Source organism: Nocardiopsis coralliicola, assembly GCF_054779695.1.
In genome coordinates, this window is the sequence record NZ_BAAGXT010000001.1 from 258,227 (window position 1) to 281,358 (window position 23,132).

Here is a 23,132-nt window from a genome sequence, read left to right on the forward strand (position 1 = left end):
CTACCGGCCGGAGGTCGCCAATGGTCAGGAGCCATGCCCGGACGAGCCCTCCCGCAGAGGCGCTCCCCGCGACACCGCCGTCGCCGGGTGCCGCAGCCGCGGAAGCCGAGCCGGCAGAGGGCGCCGATCCGGAGACCGCGCCCGGCGGACGCGCCGCCCCCGGCGCGGGCCCGGCGGGTGTCACCGAGCACGCGGGGGTGACCGCGGGGGAGCGGATCGGCTCCTTCGTCGAGCAGATGTGGCGCCCCGCCGCGCTGCTCGCCGCCTGCTTCGCCGCCTGGTGGGCCGTCAGCGCCCTGGAGCTCGTCGACGCCTACCTCGTCCCCTCGCCCGGCGCCACCCTCGCCGAACTCACCGGCAACGCCGCCTACATCGCCCACCACTCCTGGGTCACCACCTACGAGACGCTGGTCGGCTTCGGCGTGGCCATGCTCGTCGGTGCTGTGGCCGCGGTGTTCATGGTCTACTCCACCGCGGTCGAGCGCACCCTCTACCCGATCCTGCTGTTCGCGCAGGTCATCCCGAAGATCGCGATCGCGCCGCTGTTCGTGGTCTGGCTGGGGTTCGGCCTGGCGCCCAAGATCGTCGTCGCCGTCCTGATGGCGTTCTTCCCGATCGTCATCGCGATGGTCGCCGGCCTGAAGGCGGTCGACCGCGAGATGCTTGAACTCTCGGCCACCATGGGCGCGAGCCCGCTGCAGACCTTCGTCAAGATCCGCCTGCCGGCCTCCCTGCCGCACCTGTTCTCCGGCCTCAAAGTCGCGGTGACACTGGCCGTCACCGGCGCCGTCGTCGGCGAGTTCGTCGGCGCCAACGAAGGCCTCGGCTACGTGATCCTGCAGGCCAACGGCAATTTCGACACCCCGATGCTGTTCGCCGGGCTGCTCGTCATGTCGGCCATCGGCGTCGCCCTGTTCGTCATCGTCGAAATCGCCGAGCGGCTCCTGCTGCCCTGGCACACAAGCCACCGCGACGGCGCGGTGACCACCCCCTGAGACGCCGCCGCACCCGGCGCCCCGCACCCCATCCCTCGCTTCTGCACCCCCACCCCCTGCCACGGAGGGCTGCCCATGCGACCCCGCCCCACCGCACCCCGACCCCGCACCCTCGCCGCCGCCCTGCTCGCCCCGGCGCTCGCCGCCTCCGCCGCCTCGTGCGGCGCCGGCGGCGATGACGGCGGCAGCGGCGACCTCACCGAGGCCACGCTGACCCTCAACTGGTACCCCTACGGCGAGCACGCGCCGTTCTACTACGGACTCGCCGAGGGCATCTACGAAAAGCACGGCATCGACCTGACCATCAACGCCGGCCAGGGCGCGCAGAAGACCGTGCAGGCCACCGGCGCCGGCCAGACCGACTTCGGCTGGGCCGACACCCCGGCGCTGCTCGCCGCCGTCGACAAGGACATGCCGGTCCACAGCATCGGCGTCTACCTGCAGACCACGCCCGCTTCTGTGCAGTCCTTCACCGAGACCGGCATCGAGGAGCCGGCCGACCTGGAGGACCGCACCATCGCCGGGACCGCTGGCGACGCCCTCGCCTCCACCTTCCCGGTCTTCCTGGAGCGCAACGGGCTCAGCGAGGGCGACGTCAAGGTGCAGAACACCGACCCCGCCGGCAAGATGGCCGCGGTCACCTCCAGCCAGGTCGACGGACTGATGGGCTTCGCCAACGACCAGGGCCCCATCATGCAGGAGAGCTCCGGCGAAGACGTCTCCTACCTGCGCTACTCCGAGAACAACCTGAACTTCTTCTCCAACGGCCTGCTCGTCGGCGAGCAGCTGCGCGGCAGCGACGAGGAGCTGGTCGCGAGCATGGCCGCCGCGACCAGCGAAGCGTGGTCCGCGGCGATCGAGGACCCGGAGGGCGCCGTCGCCAGCATGGAGGGCGCCTCCGAGCAGCTGCCCTCCGAGGAGGTGCTCACCGAGCAGTTCGAGACCACCACCACCCTCCTGCACACCGACGCCACCGAGGGCGAGCCGCCCGGCACCAACACCGAGGCCGACTGGGAGGAGACGATCTCCGTCTTCCACGAGGCCGGCGTCATCGAAGAGGCCCGCGAGCCGGCCGAGTACTGGCAGCCGGCGGGCGGCCAGGAATGACCGGCCCCGCCTCCGCACTCCCCGGCGCCGGTCCGGACCCCGCGGCCGGCCGCACCCCGCGACGACAGGACGGGCGATGAGCACCATGAGTGAGCCGGCGGCCGCACCCCGCGCGGCCGCAGCGGAACCCGCAGTCCGCATCGACGGCGCCGGCGTCCGCTTCCGCAGCCGCAAGCGCGACGTCACCGCGCTGCACAGCATCAGCCTCGACGTGGCGATGGGCGAGTTCGTGGCCCTCGTCGGCCCTTCCGGCTGCGGCAAGTCCACCCTGCTGAAACTCGTCGCCGGCCTGCTGAAACCCTCGGCGGGCGCCATCCGGCTGCGCGGCGAGGCGGTCGGCGGGCCGCGGCACGACATCGGCTACGTCTTCCAGCGCGCCGCGCTGCTGGAGTGGCGCAGCGCCCGCCGCAACATCCTGCTGCAGGCCGAGATGCGGCGGATGGACCCCGCCGCCGCGCGCCGCCGCGCCGACGAGCTCATCGAGATGACCGGGCTGGAGGGCTTCGCCGACGCACTCCCGCACGAGCTGTCCGGCGGTATGCAGCAGCGCGTCGCCCTGTGCCGGGCGCTGCTGCACGAGCCGCCCGTCCTGCTCATGGACGAGCCGTTCGGCGCCCTGGACGCGCTCACCCGCGAGCAGCTCAACATCGAGATGAACCGCATCTGGCGGGAGACCGGAACCACCGTCCTGCTGGTCACCCACTCGGTGGCCGAGGCCGCCTACCTGGCCGACCGGATCGTTGTCCTCACCGAACGCCCCGGCACCATCGCCGAGGTCGTCGAGGTCGGGCTGCCCGCCGACCGCGACTACACCGCCACGATGGCCCGCCCCGAGTTCGCGCGCGCCACCGCGCGCGTGCGCAGCCTCCTCGGCGCGGGCACCGACGCCGACTGACCGGCAGCCGCCGCCAGCAGCCGTATCTGCAGTACCGGACCGGGAAGGACCCGAATGCACCGCAGGCCCATCGGGATCGTCATGAATGGTGTCACCGGGCGGATGGGATACCGCCAGCACCTCCTGCGCTCGATCCTCGCCATCCGCGAGCAGGGCGGCGTCCCCGCCGCCGACGGCAGCGTGCTGTGGCCGGAGCCCGTGCTGGTGGGGCGCAGCGAGGATAAGCTGCGGGCCCTCGCCGAGCAGCACGGCCTCACTGAGTGGACCACCGACCTCCACGCCGCGCTCGCCCGCTCCGACACCGAGGTCTACTTCGACGCCCAGGTCACCAGCGCCCGCGCGGACGCCATCCGCGCCGCCGTCGCCGCCGGCCTGCACATCTACACCGAGAAGCCGATCGCCGAGGACACCGAGGAGTCGCTGGCGCTGGCCCGGCTGGCCGAGCAGGCCGGAGTCAAGCACGGCGTCGTCCAGGACAAGCTGTTCCTGCCGGGGCTGCGCAAGCTCAAGCGGCTGGTCGACGGCGGCTTCTTCGGCCGCATCCTGTCGGTGCGCGGCGAGTTCGGCTACTGGGTGTTCGAGGGCGACTGGCAGGAGGCGCAGCGGCCCAGCTGGAACTACCGGGCCGAGGACGGCGGCGGCCTCATCCTCGACATGTTCTGCCACTGGCGCTACGTGCTGGACGGCGTGATCGCGCCGGTCCGGTCGGTGCAGGCGCTCGGCGCCACGCACATCCCCGAGCGCATCGGCGAGGACGGCGCCGCCTACAAGGCCACCGCCGACGACGCCGCCTATGCGATCTTCGAGCTCGACGGCGGAGTGATCGCGCAGGTCAACTCCTCCTGGACCACGCGGGTCTTCCGCGACGAACTCGTCGAGTTCCAGGTCGACGGCACCGAGGGCTCGGCGGTGGCGGGGCTGCGGCGCTGCCGCGTCCAGCACCGCGCCGCAACACCCAAACCCGAGTGGAACCCCGACCTGCCCGCGGCGCACGACTTCCGGGCCCAGTGGCAGGAGGTGCCCGACAACGCCGACTTCGGCAATGGCTTCCGCGCCCAGTGGGAGATGTTCCTGCGGCACGTGGCTGACGATGCGCCGTTCCCGTGGGACTTCTACGCCGGCGCGCGCGGCGTCCAGCTCGCCGAACTGGGACTGCGCTCGTGGGCCGAAGGCCGCCGCATCGAGGTTCCGGAGCTCGCCCGATGAAGATCGACCTGCCCGCAGCGGACGGCACCCTCGTGCCGCACACCCTGAACGCTCCCGCGCCGGCGGCCGCAGCACCCGTCCGGGCCGGCGGCGCGCGCATCGCCTACGCCGCGGCGCACGTCGTCGCCGATCCCTACGCCGAACCGACCGGCGGCGCCGTCGACTGGGACGCGACCCTCGCCTTCCGCCGCCACCTGTGGGCGCACGGGCTCGGCGTCGCCGAAGCCATGGACACCGCCCAGCGCGGCGCAGGCCTGACCTGGCCGCTCACCCGGGAGCTCATCGCCCGCACCGGACGCGAAGCGCAGCGGGCGGCGCCGGGGGAGCAGCGCCTGCTGGTGTGCGGCGCCGGCACCGACCAGCTGCCGCCCGGCCCGGCGCCGCTCGACGCGATCGCCGCCGCCTACGAGGAGCAGCTCGCCGTCGTCGAGGAGGCCGGCGCGCGGCCCGTCATCATGGCCAGCCGCCAGCTCGCCGCGAGCGCCCGCGGCCCGGAGGACTACGCCGCCGTCTACGGCCGGCTGCTGCCGCAGCTGCGCCGCCCGGCCGTCCTGCACTGGCTGGGCACCATGTTCGACCCGCAGCTCGCCGGCTACTGGGGCTCGGCCGACCTGGACTCCGCCGCCAGTGCGCTGCTCGATCTGATCGGCGCGCACGCCGACCGGGTCGACGGAGTCAAGATCTCCCTGCTGGACGCCGGTCGGGAGACCGCCTTCCGCCGCGCGCTGCCGGACGGCGTGCGTCTCTACACCGGCGACGACTTCCACTACCCCGAGCTGATCCTCGGTGACGGGGAGGGCCACAGCGACGCCCTGCTCGGCGTGTTCGACCCGATCGCGCCCGCCGCCGCGGCCGCCCTGTCCGCCCTGGAGCGCGGCGACACCGCCGCCTACCGCGACCTGTTCGCCCCGACCGTGCCGCTGGCCCGCCACCTCTTCGCCGAACCCACCTACCACTACAAGACGGGCGTGGTCTTCCTCGCCTGGCTCGCCGGGCACCAGAGCCACTTCCGCATGGTCGGCGGCGCCGAGTCGGCCCGCGGCCTGCTCCACTTGGCGGAGCTGTTCCGGCTGGCCGACGCGGCCGGCCTGTTCCCCGACCCCGATGCGGCCGCCGAGCGCATGCGCTCCTGGCTGGCCGTCAGCGGCGCCGCCCGGTGACGGGCCGAAGGCAGCAGGAGAAGGGGGAGCCCCGCCGCCGCACCGGGCAGCCGGCGGGATCCGCCCCGGCCGCGCCGCCCGGGGCGTCCGGCACGGCACCGGGAACACTGCCCGCCAGGGAAGGAGCCGCACCGTGACCACGCCCGGCGGGGGAACCGACCCCCGGTTCAGCCTCAACCAGTGGACCGTCCGGCACTGGCCGCTGCCCGACCTCGCGGCCGGCTGCGCGGCGGCCGGCGTCACCGGCGTCGGCCTGTGGCGCGAGCCCGTCGCCGACTACGGTGTCGCGCGCACCGCAGCGCTCATGAAGGAGCACGGCCTGGCGGTGACGTCGCTGTGCCGGGGCGGCTTCTTCCATGAACCCGGCGCCGCCGCGGAGAACCGGCGCGCGATCGAGGAGGCCGCCGAGCTCGGCGCCCCCGCGCTGTGCCTGGTCTCCGGCGGCCTGCCGGACGGCTCGCGCGACCTGGACGGCGCCCGCGCCCGCACCGCCGAGGTCCTCGCCGAGATCGCGCCCTACGCCGGCACGCTCGGGGTGCAGCTCGCCATCGAGCCGCTGCACCCGATGTACTGCTCCGACCGCTGCGTCGTGTCCACCCTCGCCCAGGCCCTCGACCTGGCCGCCCCGCACCCCAGTGAGCAGGTCGGCGTCGCCATCGACACCTACCACGTGTGGTGGGACCCGGCCGTCTACGACGGCATCGCCCGCGCGGGCGCCGAGGGCCGGATCGCGCTCTACCAGGTCGCCGACTGGGTGACCCCGCTGCCCGAGGGGGTCCTGACCGGCCGCGGCATGCTGGGCGACGGCTGCGTCGAACTGCGCCGCCTGGGCGCGGCGGTCGACGCCGCCGGCCACACCGGCCCGATCGAAGTCGAGATCTTCAACGAGCCGCTCTGGGCGATGCCCGGACCCGACGCCCTCGCCCTGACCCTGGACCGCTACGCCGCGCACGTCGCCTGAGCCGCGGTCCAGCCGCCGCGACCGCGCCGCCGCCAACCGACCGCCCGCCGACCTCCGACTCCAGCCCCCGCACCCCCCACCTGGAAGGTCGCCATGAGATCACCCCGCGGGCGCACCGCGGCAGCCGCGCTGCTGCTGGTGCCCCTGCTCGCCGTCCCCGCCGCACCGCTCGCCGCCGCCGACGCGCGCGCCGACGACCCGGTCGCCGATCCCGTCCCCGACGACCCCGCCCCCTCCGGACTCAGCCTGGTGCTGGACGAGGTCGCCCAGCTGCCCGAATCCACCACCAGCCCGCCGCCGGAGGACGAGCGGCTGGTGCGGCACAACCGCATCAACGGGCTGGAGGAGGTGCCGGACGGGTCGGGCCGGCTGGCCGTGCCCGACCTGAACGGCACCCTCTACCTGCTCGACGGCGAATCCCACGACGCCGCCCCCTACCTCGACGTCGCCGAGGAGTTCGCGCCCGACTTCTTCAACTCCGCCGGCCTCGGCCAGGGCCTCGCCTACGCTGCCTTCCACCCGGACTTCGCCGACAACGGCACGTTCTACACCGCCCACGTCGAGTCCGGGGACGCCCTGGAGAACGAGGAGCCCGACCTGCCGGCGCAGGACGGCACCGAATACCACGGCGTCATCACCGAGTGGACCGCCGACGACCCGGCCGCCGGCACCTTCTCCGGCGAGAGCCGCGAGGTGCTGCGCCTCGGCTTCTCCGGCCGCATCCACAACATCCAGCAGATCGGCTTCAACCCCGCCGCCGAGCCGGGCGGTGCCGACTACGGCAACCTCTACATCGCGGCCGGCGACGGCGGCAACAGCAACGCCGAAGAGGACCTGACCGACCCGCTGGACCTGTCCGTTCCCCAGGGCAAGCTGCTGCGCATCGACCCCGCCGGCGAGGACGGGGCCGGCGGCGGGTACGGCGTTCCCGAGGACAACCCCTTCGCCGGCGATGAGGGGTCCCTCGGCGAGATCTACGCCTACGGCATGCGCGACCCGCACCGGTTCAGCTGGGACGCCCGCGGGTCGGGGCGGCTGTTCCTCGCCCACATCGGCGAGCACACCATCGAGTCGGTCCACCAGATCGACCCCGGCTCCAACCTCGGCTGGCCCGAGCGGGAGGGCCGGTTCACCTTCCGCCCCGACGACCGGTGCAACCTGTACCCGCCGCAGCCCGGCGACTCCGGCTACGAGTACCCGCTCGCCGCCTACGACCACGACCCGCCGGCCGACTGGGACTGCAGCAGCGACCTCGGCTTCGCCATCTCCGGCGGCTTCGTCTACCGCGGCGAGTCCCTCCCCGAACTGCAGGGCAAGTACGTCTTCGGCGACATCGTCAACGGCTCGCTGTACTTCGCCGAAGAGGAGCAGATGCAGCGCAGCCCGGGCGGCGAGGACCTCGCGCCGCTGTACGAGCTGTCCGCCTCCACCCCCTCCGGCGAGCCGGTGACGATGCAGGACCTGGCCGGGGACGAGCGCGTCGACCTGCGCTTCGGCCAGGACGCCGCGGGCGAGCTCTATCTGCTGTCCAAGGCCAACGGCACGATCTGGAAGGTCTCCGACGTGCGCCCCTTCGCCGAGGGCGCCGCCGGCCCGGTGCCCGTCGAGGGCGCCGCGGATCCCGAGCACTGGTCGCCGGTCACCCCGGACAAGTGGGAGTTCCGCGACGGCCAGGTCATCCTCGCCGAGGAGGGCGACGAGCGCCCCGGGCCGGCCCGGCCGCGCGAGTACGCCGTTCTGGACGAGGGGCCGGAGCTCGGCTCGTTCCAGCTGGACGCCGAGGTGCGCATCGACACCCCGGTCGAGGAGTCGAACCGGGACGCCGTGGTCGTCTTCGGCTACCGCGACGACACCCACTTCACCTACGCCCACCTGTCCAGCGACAACACGATCTACGGCCACAACGGCATCTTCAAGGTCGACGGCGCCGACCGGGAGCGCATCGACGGCCAGTGGAACGCCAGCCAGTCCCAGGCCGCCCCGCCCGCCATCACCGGCGAGGACTGGGTGCAGGTCCGGGTCGACCACCGCGCCGACACCGGCGAGACCGCCGTCTACGCCGGCGACATGGACCGCCCCGTCTTCACCACCACCGAATCCGCCGGCCCCGGCCGCGTCGGCTTCGGCTCCTTCGACAACACCGCCCGCGTCCGCGACCTGACCGTCCAGGGCACACCCGCCGAGTAGGGCAGTGACCCGCCGAACACGCCCCACCCCTCCGAACGCCGCCGCCCGGACCGCGGGCGGCGGAACCCGAATGGGAAGGTGAACCGCCATGACCGAGCCGACCGGTACCGACCGCACCGGAGTCCAGGCACCCGCCTGGACCACGCCCGACTTCCACGTCGTGGAGACCGCCCTGGAAGTCACGGCCTACTTCGCAGCCGAGCGCTGATGGCCCCGCGATGCGGCTGCTGATCCTCGGCACCGCTGCGGGCGGCGGCGTACCCCAGTGGAACTGCGCATGCGCGGGGTGCTCCGCCGCCCGTTCCGACCCGTCCCGCCGGCGGCGCCACGCGTCGGCCGCCGTCGAGGCCGGGCCGGGGCGGTGGTACATCATCAACGCCACTCCGGACATCGGCGAACAGGTCGAAGCATGCCCGGCCCTGCACCCCGGCCCGCAGCGCGCCAGCCCGATCGCCGGAGTCCTGCTCACCGACGCCGAACTCGACCACACGCTCGGTATCCCGCGGCTGCGCGAAGCCTCCGCGCTGCACGTCGCCGCCACCCCTACCGTCCGCGCAGCCCTCTGCGGCGGCCTCGGACTCGACCGCATGCTCGCCCCCTACACCGACCTCTCCTGGACGGCGCTCGCCGGCGGACCGCAGCTGCTCGACGGCGGACCGCTCGAAGTCCAGGCGGTCCCGGTGTCCGGCAAGCGGCCCCGCTACGCCGCCGGCACCGAAGACGGCACCGAGGGGGCGTGGGTGTCCGCCCTGCGGATCCGCGACCGCCGAGACGGGCGGGTCGCGGTCTACGCGCCCTGCCTCGCCGACTGGCCCGACCGGTTCGACGCTGCGCTGGACGGTGCCGACTGCGTGATCGCCGACGGAACGTTCTGGGACGACGAAGAGCCGATCCGCGCCGGCGTCGGCCCGAAGACCGCGACGCAGATGGGCCACCTGCCCATCACCGGCCCGGGCGGCACCGCCGAGCGGCTGGCCGCAGTGCCGGCCGGACAGCGCCTGTACACCCACCTCAACAACACCAATCCGCTGGTCGACCCGGACGGTGCCGGACATCGGCGCCTCGCCGCCGCGGGCATCCAGGCCGCCCGGGAAGGAGCGCTGATCCACCTGTGAGCACGCTGTCCGCACCGCCCGGCGGCCCGGCGCCGCCCTGGCCCGCCGCCGAACTCGAGGCCCGGCTGCGCTCCCTGGGCGACGCCCGCTACCACCACCGCCACCCCTTCAACCAGCGGATGCACGAGGGCCTGCTGAGCCCCCGCGAACTGCGCCGCTGGGTCCTCAACCGGTTCCACTACCAGCGCCACATCCCGGTCAAGGACGCCCTGATCCTGGCCAAGCTCGGCAGCGGTGCGCAGCGCCGCGCCTGGATCCACCGCATCCACGACCACGACGGGGCCCCGGACGGCGACGGCAGCGACGGCGGCATCGAGCGGTGGCTGCGCCTGGGTGAAGCCGTCGGACTGGACCGCGCCGCGCTGCACTCCGGCGCGGAGGTCCTGCCCGGCGTCCGGCTCGCGGTGGAGGGCTACGTCAACTTCTGCCGGGAGTCGACGGCGCTCGAAGCGGTCGCCTCGTCGCTGACCGAGCTGTTCGCCCCCGACCTGATGGTGACCCGCATCGCGGCCTGGGAGCACCACTACCCCTGGGTCGAGCCGGACGGGCTGCGCTACTTCCAGACGCGCGTCGGCCAGGGCCGCCGCGACTCCGAGGAGGCGCTGCGCCTCGTCCACGAGTGGGCGCGTACCCGGGCCGACCAGGAGCGGGTGCTGGCCGCGTTCACATTCAAGTGCGAGGTGCTGTGGTGCCTGCTGGACGCGGTCGAGCACGCGGGGGAGGGGGCCGGCGATGGCGGATGACGCAGCCTGGCGCCCCGCACTGGACCGGTCGCTCGTGCTCCGCCACGACCGGGTCCGCGGTACCGACCTGCTGCTGATGCCCGAGCGGGCGGTCCAGCTCAACGCGACGGGCGGCGCCATACTCCGGCTGTGCGACGGCGACCGCACGGTCGCCGGCATCATCGCCGCACTGCGCGCCGACCACCCCGGGGCGCCGCTGGAGCAGGAAGTACCGGAGTTTCTGGAACGCCTGCGGGAGAAGGGCTGGCTGCGATGACCGAAGCCCCCTGGGCCCTGCTGGCCGAGGTCACCCACGCCTGCCCGCTGCACTGCCCCTACTGCTCCAACCCCCTGGAACTCGTCCGCCGCAGCGCGGAGCTGTCCGCCGGCGACTGGGCGCGGGTCTTCGCCGAAGCGGCCGGACTCGGCGTGGTCCAGGCGCACATCTCCGGCGGTGAACCGCTGCTCCGCCCCGACCTGGTGGAGATCACCGCGTCCGCGTACCGCGCAGGCATCTACACCCAGCTCGTCACCAGCGGCGTCGGCCTCACGGCCGAGCGGCTGGACGCCCTGGCGCAGGCCGGGCTGAACAGCGTCCAACTGTCCCTGCAGGACGCCCGCCGGCCCGGATCGGACCTGATCGCCGGCCGCCCATCGTTCACCGAGAAGGAGCAGGCGGCCGCAGTGATCCGCGACTCCGGGCTGCCGTTCGGGCTCAACGTCGTCCTGCACCGCCGCAACCTCGACCACCTGCAGGAGATCATCGAGGTCGGGGCCGCATGGGGCGCCGAGCGGATCGAGCTCGCCAACACGCAGTTCCACGGCTGGGCACTGCGCAACCGCGCCGCACTGCTGCCCCGACGCGACCAGCTCGAGCACGCGGAGTCGGTGATCGCCGCCGGGCGCGCCCGCCACCGCCGGCCCGAACTGGTGTGGGTGATGCCCGACTACTTCGAGGGCGCCCCCAAACCCTGTATGGGCGGCTGGGGCGCCCGCTCGATCACGGTGGGCCCCGACGGTACGGCGCTGCCCTGCCCCGCTGCCTACGCGATCCCCGGCTTGGACCCGCCCAACGTGGCCGACCGGCCGCTCTCCTGGATCTGGGAGGAGTCCCCGGCCTTCAACGCCTACCGCGGTACCGACTGGATGGCCGAGCCCTGCCGCACGTGCGTGCACCGCGAAGCCGACTTCGGCGGCTGCCGCTGCCAGGCCCACGCCCTGACCGGCGACGCCGCCCGCACCGACCCCGCCTGCTCGCTGTCTCCGGACCACCACCTGATCCGCGAGCTGACCGGCGCTCCCGACACCGGCGCCCCCTTCGTCTACCGCCGGCCCGGGGCCGCGCGCCGCACGGAGGCCTGACGGTCGCGGCCCGCCCCCGGCCGCCCCGCGCGCCGGAGCCCATCCGGCCGGGCGAGGCGGCCGGGGGCGGGCTCAGCCGCAGTATCGCCACTCGGTCGTGGTGGTGCCGTAGATCCCTCCGCCGTAGATCGCCTTGATGGATCCCGTCCACCTGATGCAGGTGCCGGGGGCGTAGCCGCTGGCCGCGGCGTAGTGGGCGTACTCGCCTTCGTCCGTGACGGTGCTCGAACCCCGGCGCTCCAGGACGGCCTCGGTGTAGCTGGCGACCCCGTCGGCGCGGCCGACGCGCAGCGTCACGACGCAGTTCTCCTGGTAGCTGCCGCTCCACAGCACGTAGACCTCGCCCAGCGGCATGTTGTTGCCGCTGTCCCAGATGTCCTCGCGGGTGAGCTCGGTGTACCTGCCGTCCTTCCAGCCGCATCCGAGGTCGGAGACGACGGCTTGGCCGAGGGTGTGTGCGGAGGCGGGCGACGCGACGAACGGCATCGCGGCGAGTACCAGGACGAGGGTCAGACCGATGCGCGTGAACAGGCGCCGGGGCGTCCGATGCATGACAAGTCCTCTCAGCTGCAGCCAGATCCGCTTCGGTGGCCCGCCGCGTCCGTGCTGCAGGCGGCCCGGACACCGCTGAGCGCAGCAGCGGAGTCCGGAACGGTTCCGCCGGTGCGGTGCAGTGCCGGAATCCATTCTGGGCCTGCGGAGGTGCGCCGGCCGCTGCGCGGTGTCCCGCCGATGCGGTGAACCGCCTGGTCGGGGTGCTTCTGCGGGGGGACCGTGTGGCGCGTAGTGGCCAAAGCCCGGTGGCGGGTGTGCCCCCTGCGGCTCCGCGTGCGGTGCGGGGCGCGGCCGTGCGCTCTGCGTCCCCGACGGGGCCGTCTTCTCGGCGGCTTAATGGGTGCGCCGCCGGTCAGGTGCGGCCGCCCATGCGGGTGATCTGCTCACTGACGGCGCGGAAGCCCTGTTCGAGGGCGCGCAGGTCCTCGGTCTGCAGCTGGGAGAGGACGTCGCCGCGGAAGGGGCGGGCCACGATGAGCCGCTGCACCGCCGACGTTCCCAGCGCGGTGGCGCGGACCCGCCGCACGCGGTGGTCGTCCGGATCCGGCGTGCGGACGGCGACGCCCTGGGCGACCAGCCGGTCGAGAATCCCGGACACCGTCGCCATCGAGATCCCGAAGGACTCGGCCAGGCCCTTCCCGGTCGCGCCGTCGTCCGAAGTGACCAGCACGGTGAGGACCCGCAGCTGCTGGAGCGTGAGGTCCAGTGACAGCAGGTTCTGCAGCAGGCCGTGCAGTACCACCTGGTCCAGGGCCTCGTTCAGGGACTCGATCTCGCGCAGGATGCGCGCCCGCTCGTGTTCGCCCTGCGCAGTCGCCTCGTGCTGCATCCGGCCATCTTAGAGCTCCCGCCGCAGCAGAATGCTTAGTGTGATGCTAAGTTTTTCGCGAGCGCGGGCCGCCTCGCTGTTCCGCGCGCTCGGACGGGGTCCGCGAGGCGGCCGGCCCTGTCCGGAAACAGCCACCCGAACGGTCACGACCGAGTGAGGACTGCTTGACGACGATTCGGCACGAGACGGACGACATCGACCTCGCGGCCCTGCGGGAACGCTACGCTCGAGAACGCGACCGCCGCCTGCGGCCCGACGGGAAGGGCCAGTACCGTTCGGCCACCGGAGCGTTCGGCTACTACGCCAAGGACCCCTACACCGAGCGGTCCGAGCGGGAACCGCTGACCGACTCCGTGGAGGCGCTGGTCATCGGAGGCGGCTTCGGCGGCCTGTCGGCGGCGGCCCGGCTGCGCGAGGCGGGCCTGGAGTCGATCCGCATGACCGACGAGGCCGGTGACTTCGGCGGCACCTGGTACTGGAACCGCTACCCCGGTATCCACTGCGACATCGAGTCCTACTCCTACATGCCGCTGCTGGAGGAGGTCGGCCGCGTCCCCCGGTGGCGCTACGCCCCCGGCGAGGAGATCCGGCAGCACGCCGTGGCGATCGCCGAGACCTTCGGGCTCTACCGCGACGCCCTCTTCCACACCCGGGTCACCTCGCTGGACTGGGACGACGAGGCTGCCGAGTGGCTGGTGGGAACCGACCGCGGCGACCGGATACGCGCCCGCTTCGTCGTCGCCTCGTCGGGCACACTGACCCAGCCCAAGCTCCCGGGGATCCCCGGGATCGAGGACTTCCGCGGCCACACCTTCCACACCAGCCGCTGGGACTACTCCTACACCGGCGGCGGTCCGGATGGCGGCATGGACCGCCTCGCCGGCAAGTCGGTTGCGGTGGTCGGCACCGGCGCGACCGGCGTGCAGATCATTCCGCACCTGGGCCGCGACGCTGAGCGGCTCTACGTCTTCCAGCGCACGCCCTCCACCGTCGACGTGCGCGACAACCGCCCCACCGACCCGGCGTGGGCCGCCTCCCTGCAGCCCGGGTGGCAGCGCGAGCGCATGGAGAACTTCCTCGCGGTCGTCTCCGGCGAGGACACGGCAACCGACCTGGTCCAGGACGGATGGACCGGCACCGCCCGCCTGCAGCGCCAGATGATCACCGGGGCGCGGGCTGCCGACGTGGCCCCGGAAGAGCGGGACCGCCTCGACGAGCACGCGGACGCGCGGAAGATGAACGCGATCCGCGCCCGCGTCGACGCGGTGGTCGAGGACGCGGACACGGCGGCGGCCCTCAAGCCGTGGTACCGGTACATGTGCAAGCGGCCCACCTTCAGCGACCACTACCTGCAGACGTTCAACCGGCCCAATGTCACCCTGGTCGACACCGCCGACCACGGCGGCATCACCCGGATGACCGAGGACTCGGTCGTCGTCGGCGAACAGGTGTACCCGGTCGACTGCGTCATCTTCGCGACCGGGTTCGACGTGGGGGTCTCCGGTGTGCTGACCGGAGCGCTGCCGGTGCGCGGCCGCGGCGGCGCGCAGCTGCTGGAGACGTGGTCGCGGGGCCCGCGGACCCTGCACGGCTTCTACAGCCCCGGGTTCCCGAACCTGTTCCACCTGGGTCCGCTGCAGAACGCCAATTCGGTCAACTTCACCCACATCCTCATGGAGCAGGCCGAGCACATCGCCGCCGTCGTCGCCGCGGGGCGCAAGGCCGGGGCGCGGGTGATCGAACCGACCGCGGAGGCCGCCGAGGCCTGGCTGCAGACGCTGCGCGAGTGCGCCGTCGACAACAGCCGCTTCCAGCAGGAGTGCACCCCCGGCTACTACAACAACGAGGGAGCCGGCAGCCGGACCGGCAGCTCCTACAGTCCCGGCCCCGTCGCCTTCCACGCGCTGCTGCAGCAGTGGCGCGACCGCCACCTGCACGAGGTCCTGCACGGCGGGCCCGGCCTCCACGAGCAGTGAGGAACCGTATGCATGCCCTTCGCGCGCCCCGGCGCGCCGCAACCGGACGCGCCCTGGCTGCCTCCGCGCTCCTGCTGGCTGCGGCCGGGTGCTCCCTCTCCCCGGCCCGGGCCGATGGCGGCCCCGGCGGGGAACTGGCCGCCGAGCACCTGGTCCGGGCCACCGAGGTCCACGCCGAGACCGGCATGACCCTGCTCGAGGGCCCGGTCTTCGCCCCCGACGGGGACCTGCGGTTCGTCGACGTGACCGCGCCCGAGGGCGAACCCAAGGTGCTGAGCCTGGACACCGGCTCCGCCGCGGTGGACCCGGTCTACACCGACGGGTCGGGCTCCTACACCTCGGCCCAGTTCAGCCCGCACGACGGCCGGCTCTACCTGACCGACTTCAGCGGCGGCCGCATCGTCTCCGTCACCGCCGCCGGCGAGGACCCCGAGGTGTTCTTCGACGGCGAGGTCGAGGGCGCCCGGATGTTCCCCGACGACCTGGCCTTCGACGAATCCGGGAACCTCTACATCAGCGACATGGCCGGCTACGAAGAGCCCGCCTGGGAGTCCAAGGGGCGGGTGGTGCGCCTCGACCGCGGCACCGCCGGCGCCGCGGTGCTCGCCGACGGGCTGCCCGCTCCGAACGGGATCTCCTTCACCGAGGACTACGCCGGGCTCTGGGTCGGCCTGTACGGCGCCAACCGCGTCGACCACTACCGGCTGGCCGAGGACGGGACCGAGGTGGCCACCTCGCATACCGCGATCCACTTCGACGGCGGCACCAGCCAGATCGACTCGATCGCGGTCGACGCCGACGGCAACCTCTACCAGGCCGTCCACGGCGAGCCGGCGATGTACGTGTACAGCTCCCTGGGCGAGCACCTCGCGACGGTGCGCGTGCCCGAGGACGACGCCGAAGGGCTGAGCTCGGCCACCAACGTGGCCATCGAGCCCGGCACGACCGACGCCTACATGACGGTCAGCGGGGACAGCGGAGGCCACATCTACACCTTCGACGCCCTCGCCGAGGGGATCCGCCAGTCCAACGGCGGCTGAGCCGCCTCCGCGGCCGGCCCCTCTTTCGGGGCCGGCAGCGGAGGCGCCAGGGCCCTTCCGGCGGCGCGGCCGGCGGTAAACACGCCCGCGGCCGGGGCCGGGTCAGGCAGGGGAGTCCCCCTCCGCGGGGGCGATCACCCAGCGGAAGCCGTCGGGGTCGGCCCCGCCGTCCTCCGGCCCGGAGCCTGCCACGCGGGACCAGCCGGGCGCGGATGCGAGGCGCTCCCACTCCGCACGTGATCCGGAGCGGTGCACGAGGGCGAACCCGGGCGCTCCTTCCCGGTCGGCGGCGCCGACGTCCTTGGCGAGGGCGGGGCTCTGCATCAGGCACAGCCGCGTACTGCCTTCCGCCGGGGCGAAGTCGATGTAGGTGCTTCCGTAATCCCGATCGGGCTCCATCCCCAGCGCCGTGTAGAACCCTTTCGACGCCTTGGGATCGCGGACGCCCAGGATGAGCGCGGTCTCGGCCGGCCGCGGCTCCGCCGCTGCGGGAGCGGTGTCCCGGCCCTTGTCCGACGCGATCTTCCAGATCAGTCCGTCCGGGGCGCGGAACGATCCGGCGAACGACCCGAACAGCGCCTTCTTCGCGGGCTTGAGGATGCGCGCGCCCTGCGCGGCAGCGGTATCCATCACCGCGCGGACCTCGGCGGGCTGCTCGAACGCGCCGGTCATGACGGCGCCCCCGAAGCCGGGGGAGAGCGGCTCCGCCTCCACGAACTCGATCGTTCCGCCGTTCGGCAGAACCACCGTGCCGACCGCGCCGTCCTCGGCGCCGCCGAGCACCCGTGCGTAGAACGCCGCGGCCCCCGCGGGATCGGCGACGGGGACGCGCAGCGCGTCGGGCCGCAGCCCGGTCACTGCTGCTCCGCTGCGCCGGCGCGCCGCACAATTTCGGTGAGCTGCTCCCACGCCTGCTCCGTCGGTTCGATCAGCGCGTAGGAGGTCGGCCAGAAGCCGCTGGCGTCGTCGAGCGCCGCCTGCGGACTCACCCCGAACGTGGAGTAGCGCTCCTTGTCCATCTGCCCGCTGCGGAAGAACACCACGACCTTCCCGCCGCGCGCGTACCCCGGCTGCCCGTAGTAGAGCTTGGGCGCCAGGTCCGGTGCGGCGGTCGCGACGATCGCGTGCACCCGCTCCGCCATTTCCCGGTCGCCGTCGGGCATCTGCGCGATCTTCGCCAGCAGCTCCGCCTCCGCGGCCGCGGCCTTGTCCGCCGCCTTCTCCCGCTTGGCCTCGGCCCTCAGCTCCGCGGCCCGCTCCTTCATCGCGGTCCGCTCCACCTCGGAGAACCCGCCCGGGTTGCCCTGCTCCGCCATCGCTGCTCCCATCGTCACTGTCCTGACCAGTGCCTTCACGCTAGCGAGGGGAGCTGGCGCGGCGCTTCTCGATTCCTGACGGGACATGGGCGGTGGCGGTCGTGAACCTGATGGCGCCGGACGCGGCCGCGTGCAGCGCTTCAGACGTTGCTGACGGTCGACCTTCTGGGGCGGGAGTGTCAGAGAGGTCGTCGAGCTTGTGCTGGCTTTTCGGAGTCGGTGTCCGCGCCGTGCAGGCGTGGGACCGGGCCGGGGAGAGGCGGGGGCTGGCAGGGGACGGTGAGCGGGCCGAGGGGCGGGTGGGCGAAGTGCTTCACCTCATGCGGGCAGAGGCCGACCTCGCGGACGCTCAAGAGACGGTGGAATTCCTCGCTGCGGTTCACCAGCGGGTCGGCGAGGCGGCGCGCGGCAGGCCAGGCCGCGCAGGTCTGACGCCCATCGGCGGGAGAGTACGCCTGGTCCTCGGAGGCGCAGAGCAGGAGAGCGGCCGGTCGCGAACCACCTGTAGCCGATGCTTCGCGCCGGGCCGCGACGCTCAGATTTCCGGTGAGGACTGGGCCGAGCGGGTCTGGCGCGGCTCGGTGCCGATCTCAGCGTGGGTGCCGTGCAGGCGGTCGACGATGCGCTGCAGGCCGGCGCCGGGCCTGTCGGAGAGCTGTGGTGGGCCCGGCGCCCGTATCGCCCTCAGATGCGGGAGGGGTGCGCAGCGAGGGGGGTGACGGCGATCTTCATGTAGGGGAAGAGCGGGAGGTTGGCGAGGATGTCGTGGAGCTCGTCGTTGGAGTCGGCGTCGAAGACCGAGAAGTTCGAGTACTCCCCGGCGATCCGCCAGATGTGCCGCCACTTCCCGGAGCGCTGCAGCTCCTGGGAGTACGCCTTCTCCCGCGCCACGGCCTCGGCCCGGACCTCGGGGTCGAGGTTGTGCGGGATCTGCACGTCCATGCGCACGTGGAACAGCATCAGCGCTCCGGGTCCAGGACGAAGTCGTACACGGTGACCAGGCCATCGCTGCCGGGGTCCGGCTTCGGGTCGAGCATGAGCTCGGGTTTGACCGCCGAGGCGATGTCGTCGGCGTTATGCGGGTCGCCGGGGAAGTAGAGCTGGGCGGTGAGCCTCTGGTGGCCGGGCGCCGACACCTTCAGGTGGAGGTGGGCGGGGCGCCAGGCGTGCCAGCCGGCCGCCGCGATCAGCCCGCCGCAGGCGCCGTCGGTCGGGATCCGGTACGGCGCGGGCCGGATCGTGCGGATGGCGAAGCGCCCCTCGCCATCGGCGGTGAACGCGCCGCGCAGGTTCCATTCGGGAAGGCCCGGTGCGAACTGGGAGTAGAAGCCGTCGGCGTCGGCCTGCCACAGCTCGATCTCCGCACCCGCCAGCGGGGCGCCGCCCACCGCGCGGACCTGGCCGGTGAACGTGAGCGGGGTGCCGGGCTCGTCCTCGCGCATCGGAATCGTGCCGTCCCACGGAAGCTCCGGCGCGTTCCCGATGTAGTACGGGCCTTCGATGGTGCCCTTGCTGCCCTCGCGGTCGGCGTTGGCGACCTCCTCCACGGAGTGCTCGAGCCACACGTCGAGGAACAGCGGCCACTCGCCGTCCTCGCCGACCTGGATCAGCCACGCCTTGAGGGCGTTGTACTCCTCGTAGGTGACCTCCTCCTCCAGCACGATGTCGTTGAGGGCGCCGATCGCGCGCGAGGCGAGCCGGTCGACCCGCTCGGTGTCGGCTCCGCCGCCGCCCGCGTGCGCCATGCGCTCGCGGAACCGGGCGGAGGCGCTGGCGCCGGACTCGGCAGCCCGGGCCTGGGCCGCGCTCGGCGCAGTCGTGTCGGCCATGGTGGGGACTCCTTCGGTGGGGGTGCGGTGCAGCGCCCGCGGTGCGCGGGCGCCTCAGCGGTCGGTGCGGTAGTGGTCGAGCTTTCCGGGGTCGACCTCGGCGCCGATCCCGGCGCCGGGACGGAGCACCAGCTCGCCGCCGGTGATCTGCAGCGGCTCGGTGAGCAGGTCGTCGGACATGTCGAGGAAGTTGGAGAGCTCGCCGGGCCGGCGCGAGGTCAGCCGGTGGGCGGCGCCGAAGGCGAGCGTGCAGGCGGTCCCGAGCTGGCCGTCGATCTGGTTGCCCATCACCAGCTCCAGGCCCAGCCCTTCGGCGAGGTGGTGGACGCGCCGGCTCTGCGTGAACCCGGTCCGGGCGGTCTTGATGCTGACGGCGCTGGCCGACCCCGCCAGGACCTCGCGGGCCGCGTCGGCCGGGGTCGGGGCGGACTCGTCGGCGATGAAGGGGACGTCCAGCCGCTGCACCAGCCAGCGGCGCCCCAGGACGTCGTCGGCCGGGGCGAGCTCCTCGGCGAACAGCAGCCCGAGGTCGGCCATCTCCCGCATGGCGGCCGCCGACTCCGCGGGGGTCCAGCCGCGGTTGCCGTCGATGTAGAGGTCGACCGTGTCGCCGAACCGCTCCCGCAGGGCGCGCACGACGGCGGTGTCCAGGGCGGCGGGGGAGCGGCCGACCTTCACCTTGAAGGTGCGGATCCCGTAGGTCTCGGCCATCCGCTCGGCCTCGGCCACCATCGCCGCCGGCTCTTCGAAGCCGAGCATGTGGCAGACCCGCATCCGGTCGGTGTAGCCGCCCAGCAGCTCGGAGACGCCCAGGCCGAGGCTCTTGCCGAGGGCGTCCCACACGGCCATGTCGAGGGCGGCCTTGGCTGCGGGGTTGCCGACAGTCCGGTTCAGCCGCTCCTGGAGGACCTCCCGCTGCAGCAGGGAGAGCCCCACCGCCTGCGGCCCGAAGATCGTGCCGATGACGGCGACGATCCCGGCCTGGGTCTCGCCGTAGGTGAAGGGCCGCGGCGGTGCTTCGGCTGCGCCCACCACGCCGTCCTCGGTGTGCACCCGGACCAGCACGTGCTCGGCCACCCGGACCTCGCCCGAGGCGAACCGCAGCGGCTTGGCGTAGGGGATGGCGAACGGGATCGCCTCGACCTTCGCGATCTTCACGGAGACCGTCCTCACCTCGAAATAAGGAGCTGTGGCCGGTGACACTAGCCGCGGCGGCCGCGCCGGCGGCAGGCGGGAAACCCTGGGCGGCAGAAGGGAATCCCCTACGCGCCGCGGAGCCGCGGTGCGCTCCGGATGCGCTCCGGAGCCGGGAACGCACCGCTCGGAAGCGCCGAATCCGCCGGCGGTCCGCACGGCCCGGATACGGGATTTCCTCACGTGAGTGCAGGACACCCCCTATAGAGGGCGGTCGCTGCTTTTTCTAGCGTTTGGGGGATCCTCCCGATCCGCACCCGGGTCCGGGACCTTCGACAGATGGGATCCACGTGGCGAGCATCCCCACGTCCGAGGCGGGCCGCGGCTACGAACGCACCGGTGCGGGCCGCATCGCGGTGGCCTGCGGCATCGGAACGTCGCTCGAGTTCTACGATTTCGCGATCTACGGCACCGCGGCCGCGCTCGTGTTCACCGAGACCTTCTTCCGCACCGACGACGCCTGGTTCGGCACCTTCATGGGGCTGGCCACCTTCGCCATCGGCTTCCTGATGGCACCGCTGGGCGCCGTGCTGTTCGGCTGGGTCGGCGACCGGTACGGCCGCAAGCTCTCCCTGCTCCTCACCTTCGTGGGGATGGGCGTGGCGACGCTGGCGATGGGCCTCCTGCCGACCTACGCCCAGATCGGGGTGATGGCGCCGGTGCTGCTCGTGCTGCTCCGGCTGATCCACGGCCTCACCCGCGGCGGCGAGACCAGCGGAGCGGCGGTCCTCGCCGTCGAGCACGCGCCGCTGCACCGGCGGGCGCTGTACGGATCCTTCGTCGCCCTCGGCTCGCCGATCGGCATGATCCTGGCCAACGCCGCCTTCGCGCTGGTGCTGCTGATGCCGGCCGACTCGGTGCAGAGCTGGGGCTGGCGCGTGCCGTTCCTGGTCGGCGGCCTGGTGCTGGTGCTCGGCATCTGGATCCGCAAGGGCGTCGCCGAGAGCCCGGTGTTCAAGGAGATGATGGCGGCCGAGGGCAGCGCACCGCGCCAGGTCCCGATCGTCGGGGTGTTCCGCACCAACTGGCGGCGCATCCTGCTGGCGGCGGGCGTCAACATCGGCCTCAACGCCAGCACCTTCGCCCTGGCGACCTTCATGCTGTCCTACGCCACCGCCGACGCGCCGAACGGCCTCGAACTGCCGCGCCAGGCGATCGTCACCGCCAGCATCCTCGGCCTGGCGCTGCACGCCGCCGCCAACCTGGGCTCCGCGGTCCTCTCCGACCGCATCGGCCGCCGCCCGGTGATGATCGGCGGCGCCGTCGCCTCGATCTGCTCGGCGCTGACGATGTTCCACATCGCCCAGGCCGGCTCGGTGGCCGCGGTGGGTGCCGCGATCGCGCTGGGCTTCCTGTGCACCGGCTTCCTGTTCGGACCGATGTACACCTTCTTCACCGAGCTCTTCCCCCGCGAGCAGCGCCAGTCCGGCATGGGCATCGCCTACCACGTCGGAGCCGTGCTCGGCGGCGGGATCTCGCCGATGATCGCCAACCGGATCATCGCGGGCACCGGCGACGCGCTCAACATCGGCTACTACCTGGCGGCCGCCTGCCTGCTGTCCCTGGTGTGCCTGCTCGCGCTGCCCGAGACGGCGCCGGTCCGGGTCGGCGTGCCGGATGATGACGCGGACGGCGGCGGCGACCCCGAGCCGCAGCCCGCAGCCGGGCGCGCGTGAGCGGTCGGGCCGCCGCGCGCCGGTCCGGCCGGTGGCGGAGCGGGTTCCGCCGCCGGCCGGCACCGGTCTCCCGGCGCCGCCGGCAGCGGCCCCGCCCATCAGGACGCGCCCCTCACCGGAACACGGTGAGGGGCGCTTTCTCCCTGCTCCGGGGCCGGGGTCAGACGTCGATGCGGTGCACCAGGACGTCGCGGACCAGCATCCCCAGCGAGTCCGCACCGGTCTTGGCCTTGATGCGCGCCCGGTGCACGTCCACGGTCTTCACGCTGGTGCCCAGGCGGCGGGCGATGTGCTGGGACGGCAGGCCGTCGATGACCAGTCGCAGGACCTCGCGCTCGCGCGGGGTCAGCTGCCCGACCCGCTCCAGGACCCCGCGGCGCCGCGCGTGCTCGGCGAACCGCCGGCGGGCATCGAGGAGGTGCTCCTGGACGACGTCGAGCATCCGCTGGGAGTCGTAGGGCTTCTCCAGGAAGTCCACCGCGCCGCACCGCATCGCCCGCACGGAGAGGGCGATGTCGCCGTGCGCCGAGCAGAAGACCACGGGCGCCGGGTAGCCGCGCTGGGTCAGCATGTCCTGCAGCTGCAGGCCGCTGAGCCCGGGCATGCGCACGTCGACGATGAGTACCGCCGGCTCGTCGGCGTCGAACTCTTCCAGGAAGCTCGCCGCGTCGGGATAGGTCAGCGCGTTGATGCCGACGCTTTCGAAGAGGAACACGAGCGAGCGGCGGAGGTCCTCGTCGTCGTCGACGATATGGACGACCGGCTCCGGCCCGGTGCCGCCGCCGGCGGCGGCACCGGGCACCGCCGCGGTGTCCGCGGTATCGGTACGTCCGGCGGCCTCTGCGGTGTCTGCGGGGGTGGGCGGGGGCGGGGAACTCGGGGGGCGGGTGAGGTGGAGAGCCGTCATCAGGCCAGTCCCTGGGCGCGGTGGCGGGGTGGGGCGCGACCCTGTGCGCGGGCGGTGTCGCGTCCGTTTCGCCACGGTATTCCCAGAATTATCGGTTCTA

Annotated in this window: 24 protein-coding genes; 15 read left to right on the forward strand and 9 right to left on the reverse strand. The window is 73.1% G+C overall.

Annotation, left to right across the window (positions count from 1 at the left end):
* The first annotated feature begins 20 nt into the window (after window positions 1–20).
* The 12 genes from ACYVGT_RS00985 (at window position 21) to pqqE (ending at window position 11,710) form a co-directional block, all read left to right on the forward strand.
* Window positions 21–995, forward strand: a complete 975-nt coding sequence (locus ACYVGT_RS00985) for an ABC transporter permease (protein ID WP_460854403.1) — start codon at window positions 21–23, stop codon at window positions 993–995.
* A gap of 75 nt (window positions 996–1,070) precedes the next feature.
* The gene (locus ACYVGT_RS00990; protein WP_460854404.1) at window positions 1,071–2,102 is read left to right on the forward strand and encodes an ABC transporter substrate-binding protein; all 1,032 of its coding nucleotides are present in this window, start codon (window positions 1,071–1,073) and stop codon (window positions 2,100–2,102) included.
* 76 nt (window positions 2,103–2,178) lie between these two features.
* Window positions 2,179–2,997 carry an ABC transporter ATP-binding protein gene (locus ACYVGT_RS00995; protein WP_460854405.1) on the forward strand — a complete coding sequence of 273 codons (819 nt, stop codon included), beginning with the start codon at window positions 2,179–2,181 and terminating at the stop codon, window positions 2,995–2,997.
* Window positions 2,998–3,051: 54 nt separating this feature from the next.
* Entirely contained in the window at window positions 3,052–4,203 is a 1,152-nt protein-coding gene (locus tag ACYVGT_RS01000; RefSeq protein WP_460854406.1) for a Gfo/Idh/MocA family protein, read from the forward strand.
* Window positions 4,200–5,363: a dihydrodipicolinate synthase family protein gene (locus tag ACYVGT_RS01005; RefSeq protein WP_460854407.1), complete on the forward strand. Its 1,164-nt coding sequence runs from the start codon at window positions 4,200–4,202 to the stop codon at window positions 5,361–5,363. Before ACYVGT_RS01000 ends, ACYVGT_RS01005 begins: the two co-directional genes overlap by 4 nt.
* A 133-nt stretch (window positions 5,364–5,496) precedes the next feature.
* Complete coding sequence (locus tag ACYVGT_RS01010) at window positions 5,497–6,324, forward strand: sugar phosphate isomerase/epimerase family protein (RefSeq protein ID WP_460854408.1); 828 nt, start codon at window positions 5,497–5,499, stop codon at window positions 6,322–6,324.
* 93 nt (window positions 6,325–6,417) lie between these two features.
* Entirely contained in the window at window positions 6,418–8,511 is a 2,094-nt protein-coding gene (locus tag ACYVGT_RS01015) for a PQQ-dependent sugar dehydrogenase (protein ID WP_460854409.1), read from the forward strand.
* A gap of 88 nt (window positions 8,512–8,599) precedes the next feature.
* Entirely contained in the window at window positions 8,600–8,719 is a 120-nt protein-coding gene (gene pqqA / locus ACYVGT_RS01020) for a pyrroloquinoline quinone precursor peptide PqqA (protein ID WP_460854410.1), read from the forward strand.
* 10 nt (window positions 8,720–8,729) lie between these two features.
* Window positions 8,730–9,626, forward strand: coding sequence for a pyrroloquinoline quinone biosynthesis protein PqqB (gene pqqB, locus ACYVGT_RS01025; RefSeq protein ID WP_460854411.1), 897 nt, complete (start codon window positions 8,730–8,732; stop codon window positions 9,624–9,626).
* Entirely contained in the window at window positions 9,623–10,369 is a 747-nt protein-coding gene (gene pqqC, locus ACYVGT_RS01030; protein WP_460854412.1) for a pyrroloquinoline-quinone synthase PqqC, read from the forward strand. Before pqqB ends, pqqC begins: the two co-directional genes overlap by 4 nt.
* Entirely contained in the window at window positions 10,359–10,625 is a 267-nt protein-coding gene (gene pqqD, locus ACYVGT_RS01035; protein WP_460854413.1) for a pyrroloquinoline quinone biosynthesis peptide chaperone PqqD, read from the forward strand. The genes pqqC and pqqD overlap by 11 nt, the downstream gene beginning before the upstream one ends.
* Window positions 10,622–11,710, forward strand: coding sequence for a pyrroloquinoline quinone biosynthesis protein PqqE (gene pqqE / locus ACYVGT_RS01040; RefSeq protein ID WP_460854414.1), 1,089 nt, complete (start codon window positions 10,622–10,624; stop codon window positions 11,708–11,710). The genes pqqD and pqqE overlap by 4 nt, the downstream gene beginning before the upstream one ends.
* Window positions 11,711–11,782: 72 nt before the next feature.
* Here the strand turns inward: pqqE and ACYVGT_RS01045 are convergent, their stop codons facing one another.
* Both ACYVGT_RS01045 and ACYVGT_RS01050 read right to left on the reverse strand, forming a co-directional pair.
* The gene (locus ACYVGT_RS01045) at window positions 11,783–12,262 is read right to left on the reverse strand and encodes a hypothetical protein (RefSeq protein WP_460854415.1); all 480 of its coding nucleotides are present in this window, start codon (window positions 12,260–12,262) and stop codon (window positions 11,783–11,785) included.
* 355 nt (window positions 12,263–12,617) lie between these two features.
* The gene (locus ACYVGT_RS01050; protein WP_460854416.1) at window positions 12,618–13,094 is read right to left on the reverse strand and encodes a MarR family winged helix-turn-helix transcriptional regulator; all 477 of its coding nucleotides are present in this window, start codon (window positions 13,092–13,094) and stop codon (window positions 12,618–12,620) included.
* Between the two features lie 164 nt (window positions 13,095–13,258).
* Between ACYVGT_RS01050 and ACYVGT_RS01055 the strand changes: the two genes are divergently transcribed.
* Window positions 13,259–15,070: a flavin-containing monooxygenase gene (locus ACYVGT_RS01055; RefSeq protein ID WP_460854417.1), complete on the forward strand. Its 1,812-nt coding sequence runs from the start codon at window positions 13,259–13,261 to the stop codon at window positions 15,068–15,070.
* Window positions 15,071–15,078: 8 nt separating this feature from the next.
* Window positions 15,079–16,110, forward strand: a complete 1,032-nt coding sequence (locus ACYVGT_RS01060; protein ID WP_460854418.1) for an SMP-30/gluconolactonase/LRE family protein — start codon at window positions 15,079–15,081, stop codon at window positions 16,108–16,110.
* A 102-nt stretch (window positions 16,111–16,212) separates the two neighbouring features.
* Here ACYVGT_RS01060 and ACYVGT_RS01065 read toward each other — a convergent pair whose 3' ends face one another.
* The 6 genes from ACYVGT_RS01065 to ACYVGT_RS01090 all read right to left on the reverse strand — a co-directional run bounded on the left by ACYVGT_RS01065 (window position 16,213) and on the right by ACYVGT_RS01090 (window position 20,413).
* Window positions 16,213–16,968, reverse strand: coding sequence for a VOC family protein (locus ACYVGT_RS01065; RefSeq protein ID WP_460854419.1), 756 nt, complete (start codon window positions 16,966–16,968; stop codon window positions 16,213–16,215).
* Window positions 16,965–17,465 carry a DUF1801 domain-containing protein gene (locus ACYVGT_RS01070; RefSeq protein ID WP_460854420.1) on the reverse strand — a complete coding sequence of 167 codons (501 nt, stop codon included), beginning with the start codon at window positions 17,463–17,465 and terminating at the stop codon, window positions 16,965–16,967. Before ACYVGT_RS01070 ends, ACYVGT_RS01065 begins: the two co-directional genes overlap by 4 nt.
* Before the next feature lie 140 nt (window positions 17,466–17,605).
* The gene (locus ACYVGT_RS01075; protein ID WP_460854622.1) at window positions 17,606–17,965 is read right to left on the reverse strand and encodes an MmyB family transcriptional regulator; all 360 of its coding nucleotides are present in this window, start codon (window positions 17,963–17,965) and stop codon (window positions 17,606–17,608) included.
* Between the two features lie 145 nt (window positions 17,966–18,110).
* Window positions 18,111–18,386, reverse strand: coding sequence for a muconolactone Delta-isomerase (gene catC / locus ACYVGT_RS01080; RefSeq protein WP_460854421.1), 276 nt, complete (start codon window positions 18,384–18,386; stop codon window positions 18,111–18,113).
* Complete coding sequence (gene catA, locus ACYVGT_RS01085) at window positions 18,386–19,255, reverse strand: catechol 1,2-dioxygenase (protein WP_460854422.1); 870 nt, start codon at window positions 19,253–19,255, stop codon at window positions 18,386–18,388. The genes catC and catA overlap by 1 nt, the downstream gene beginning before the upstream one ends.
* A 54-nt stretch (window positions 19,256–19,309) precedes the next feature.
* The gene (locus tag ACYVGT_RS01090) at window positions 19,310–20,413 is read right to left on the reverse strand and encodes a mandelate racemase/muconate lactonizing enzyme family protein (RefSeq protein ID WP_460854423.1); all 1,104 of its coding nucleotides are present in this window, start codon (window positions 20,411–20,413) and stop codon (window positions 19,310–19,312) included.
* A 326-nt stretch (window positions 20,414–20,739) separates the two neighbouring features.
* On the opposite strand from ACYVGT_RS01090, the gene ACYVGT_RS01095 reads away from it, so the two are divergent.
* On the forward strand, window positions 20,740–22,125 hold the full coding sequence (locus ACYVGT_RS01095; RefSeq protein ID WP_460854424.1) for an MFS transporter: 1,386 nt from the start codon (window positions 20,740–20,742) through the stop codon (window positions 22,123–22,125).
* A 160-nt stretch (window positions 22,126–22,285) separates the two neighbouring features.
* On the opposite strand, the gene ACYVGT_RS01100 is transcribed toward ACYVGT_RS01095, so the two are convergent.
* Window positions 22,286–23,032 (reverse strand): response regulator transcription factor, encoded by a 747-nt coding sequence (locus tag ACYVGT_RS01100; protein WP_460854425.1) that lies wholly within the window; start codon window positions 23,030–23,032, stop codon window positions 22,286–22,288.
* Between the last annotated feature and the right edge of the window lie 100 nt (window positions 23,033–23,132).

What these genes read in the sequence shown, in the direction of transcription:
- ACYVGT_RS00995 (WP_460854405.1), top strand. Translation starts at nt 2,179, where the DNA reads ATGAGCACCATGAGTGAGCCGGCGGCCGCACCCCGCGCGGCCGCAGCG.
- ACYVGT_RS01060 (WP_460854418.1), top strand. Translation starts at nt 15,079, where the DNA reads ATGCATGCCCTTCGCGCGCCCCGGCGCGCCGCAACCGGACGCGCCCTG.
- pqqD (WP_460854413.1), top strand. Translation starts at nt 10,359, where the DNA reads ATGGCGGATGACGCAGCCTGGCGCCCCGCACTGGACCGGTCGCTCGTG.
- ACYVGT_RS01005 (WP_460854407.1), top strand. Translation starts at nt 4,200, where the DNA reads ATGAAGATCGACCTGCCCGCAGCGGACGGCACCCTCGTGCCGCACACC.
- ACYVGT_RS01045 (WP_460854415.1), bottom strand. Translation starts at nt 12,262, where the DNA reads ATGCATCGGACGCCCCGGCGCCTGTTCACGCGCATCGGTCTGACCCTC.
- ACYVGT_RS01050 (WP_460854416.1), bottom strand. Translation starts at nt 13,094, where the DNA reads ATGCAGCACGAGGCGACTGCGCAGGGCGAACACGAGCGGGCGCGCATC.
- ACYVGT_RS01100 (WP_460854425.1), bottom strand. Translation starts at nt 23,032, where the DNA reads ATGACGGCTCTCCACCTCACCCGCCCCCCGAGTTCCCCGCCCCCGCCC.
- pqqB (WP_460854411.1), top strand. Translation starts at nt 8,730, where the DNA reads ATGCGGCTGCTGATCCTCGGCACCGCTGCGGGCGGCGGCGTACCCCAG.
- ACYVGT_RS00990 (WP_460854404.1), top strand. Translation starts at nt 1,071, where the DNA reads ATGCGACCCCGCCCCACCGCACCCCGACCCCGCACCCTCGCCGCCGCC.
- catA (WP_460854422.1), bottom strand. Translation starts at nt 19,255, where the DNA reads ATGGCCGACACGACTGCGCCGAGCGCGGCCCAGGCCCGGGCTGCCGAG.
- ACYVGT_RS01015 (WP_460854409.1), top strand. Translation starts at nt 6,418, where the DNA reads ATGAGATCACCCCGCGGGCGCACCGCGGCAGCCGCGCTGCTGCTGGTG.
- pqqA (WP_460854410.1), top strand. Translation starts at nt 8,600, where the DNA reads ATGACCGAGCCGACCGGTACCGACCGCACCGGAGTCCAGGCACCCGCC.
- ACYVGT_RS01000 (WP_460854406.1), top strand. Translation starts at nt 3,052, where the DNA reads ATGCACCGCAGGCCCATCGGGATCGTCATGAATGGTGTCACCGGGCGG.
- pqqE (WP_460854414.1), top strand. Translation starts at nt 10,622, where the DNA reads ATGACCGAAGCCCCCTGGGCCCTGCTGGCCGAGGTCACCCACGCCTGC.
- catC (WP_460854421.1), bottom strand. Translation starts at nt 18,386, where the DNA reads ATGCTGTTCCACGTGCGCATGGACGTGCAGATCCCGCACAACCTCGAC.
- ACYVGT_RS00985 (WP_460854403.1), top strand. Translation starts at nt 21, where the DNA reads ATGGTCAGGAGCCATGCCCGGACGAGCCCTCCCGCAGAGGCGCTCCCC.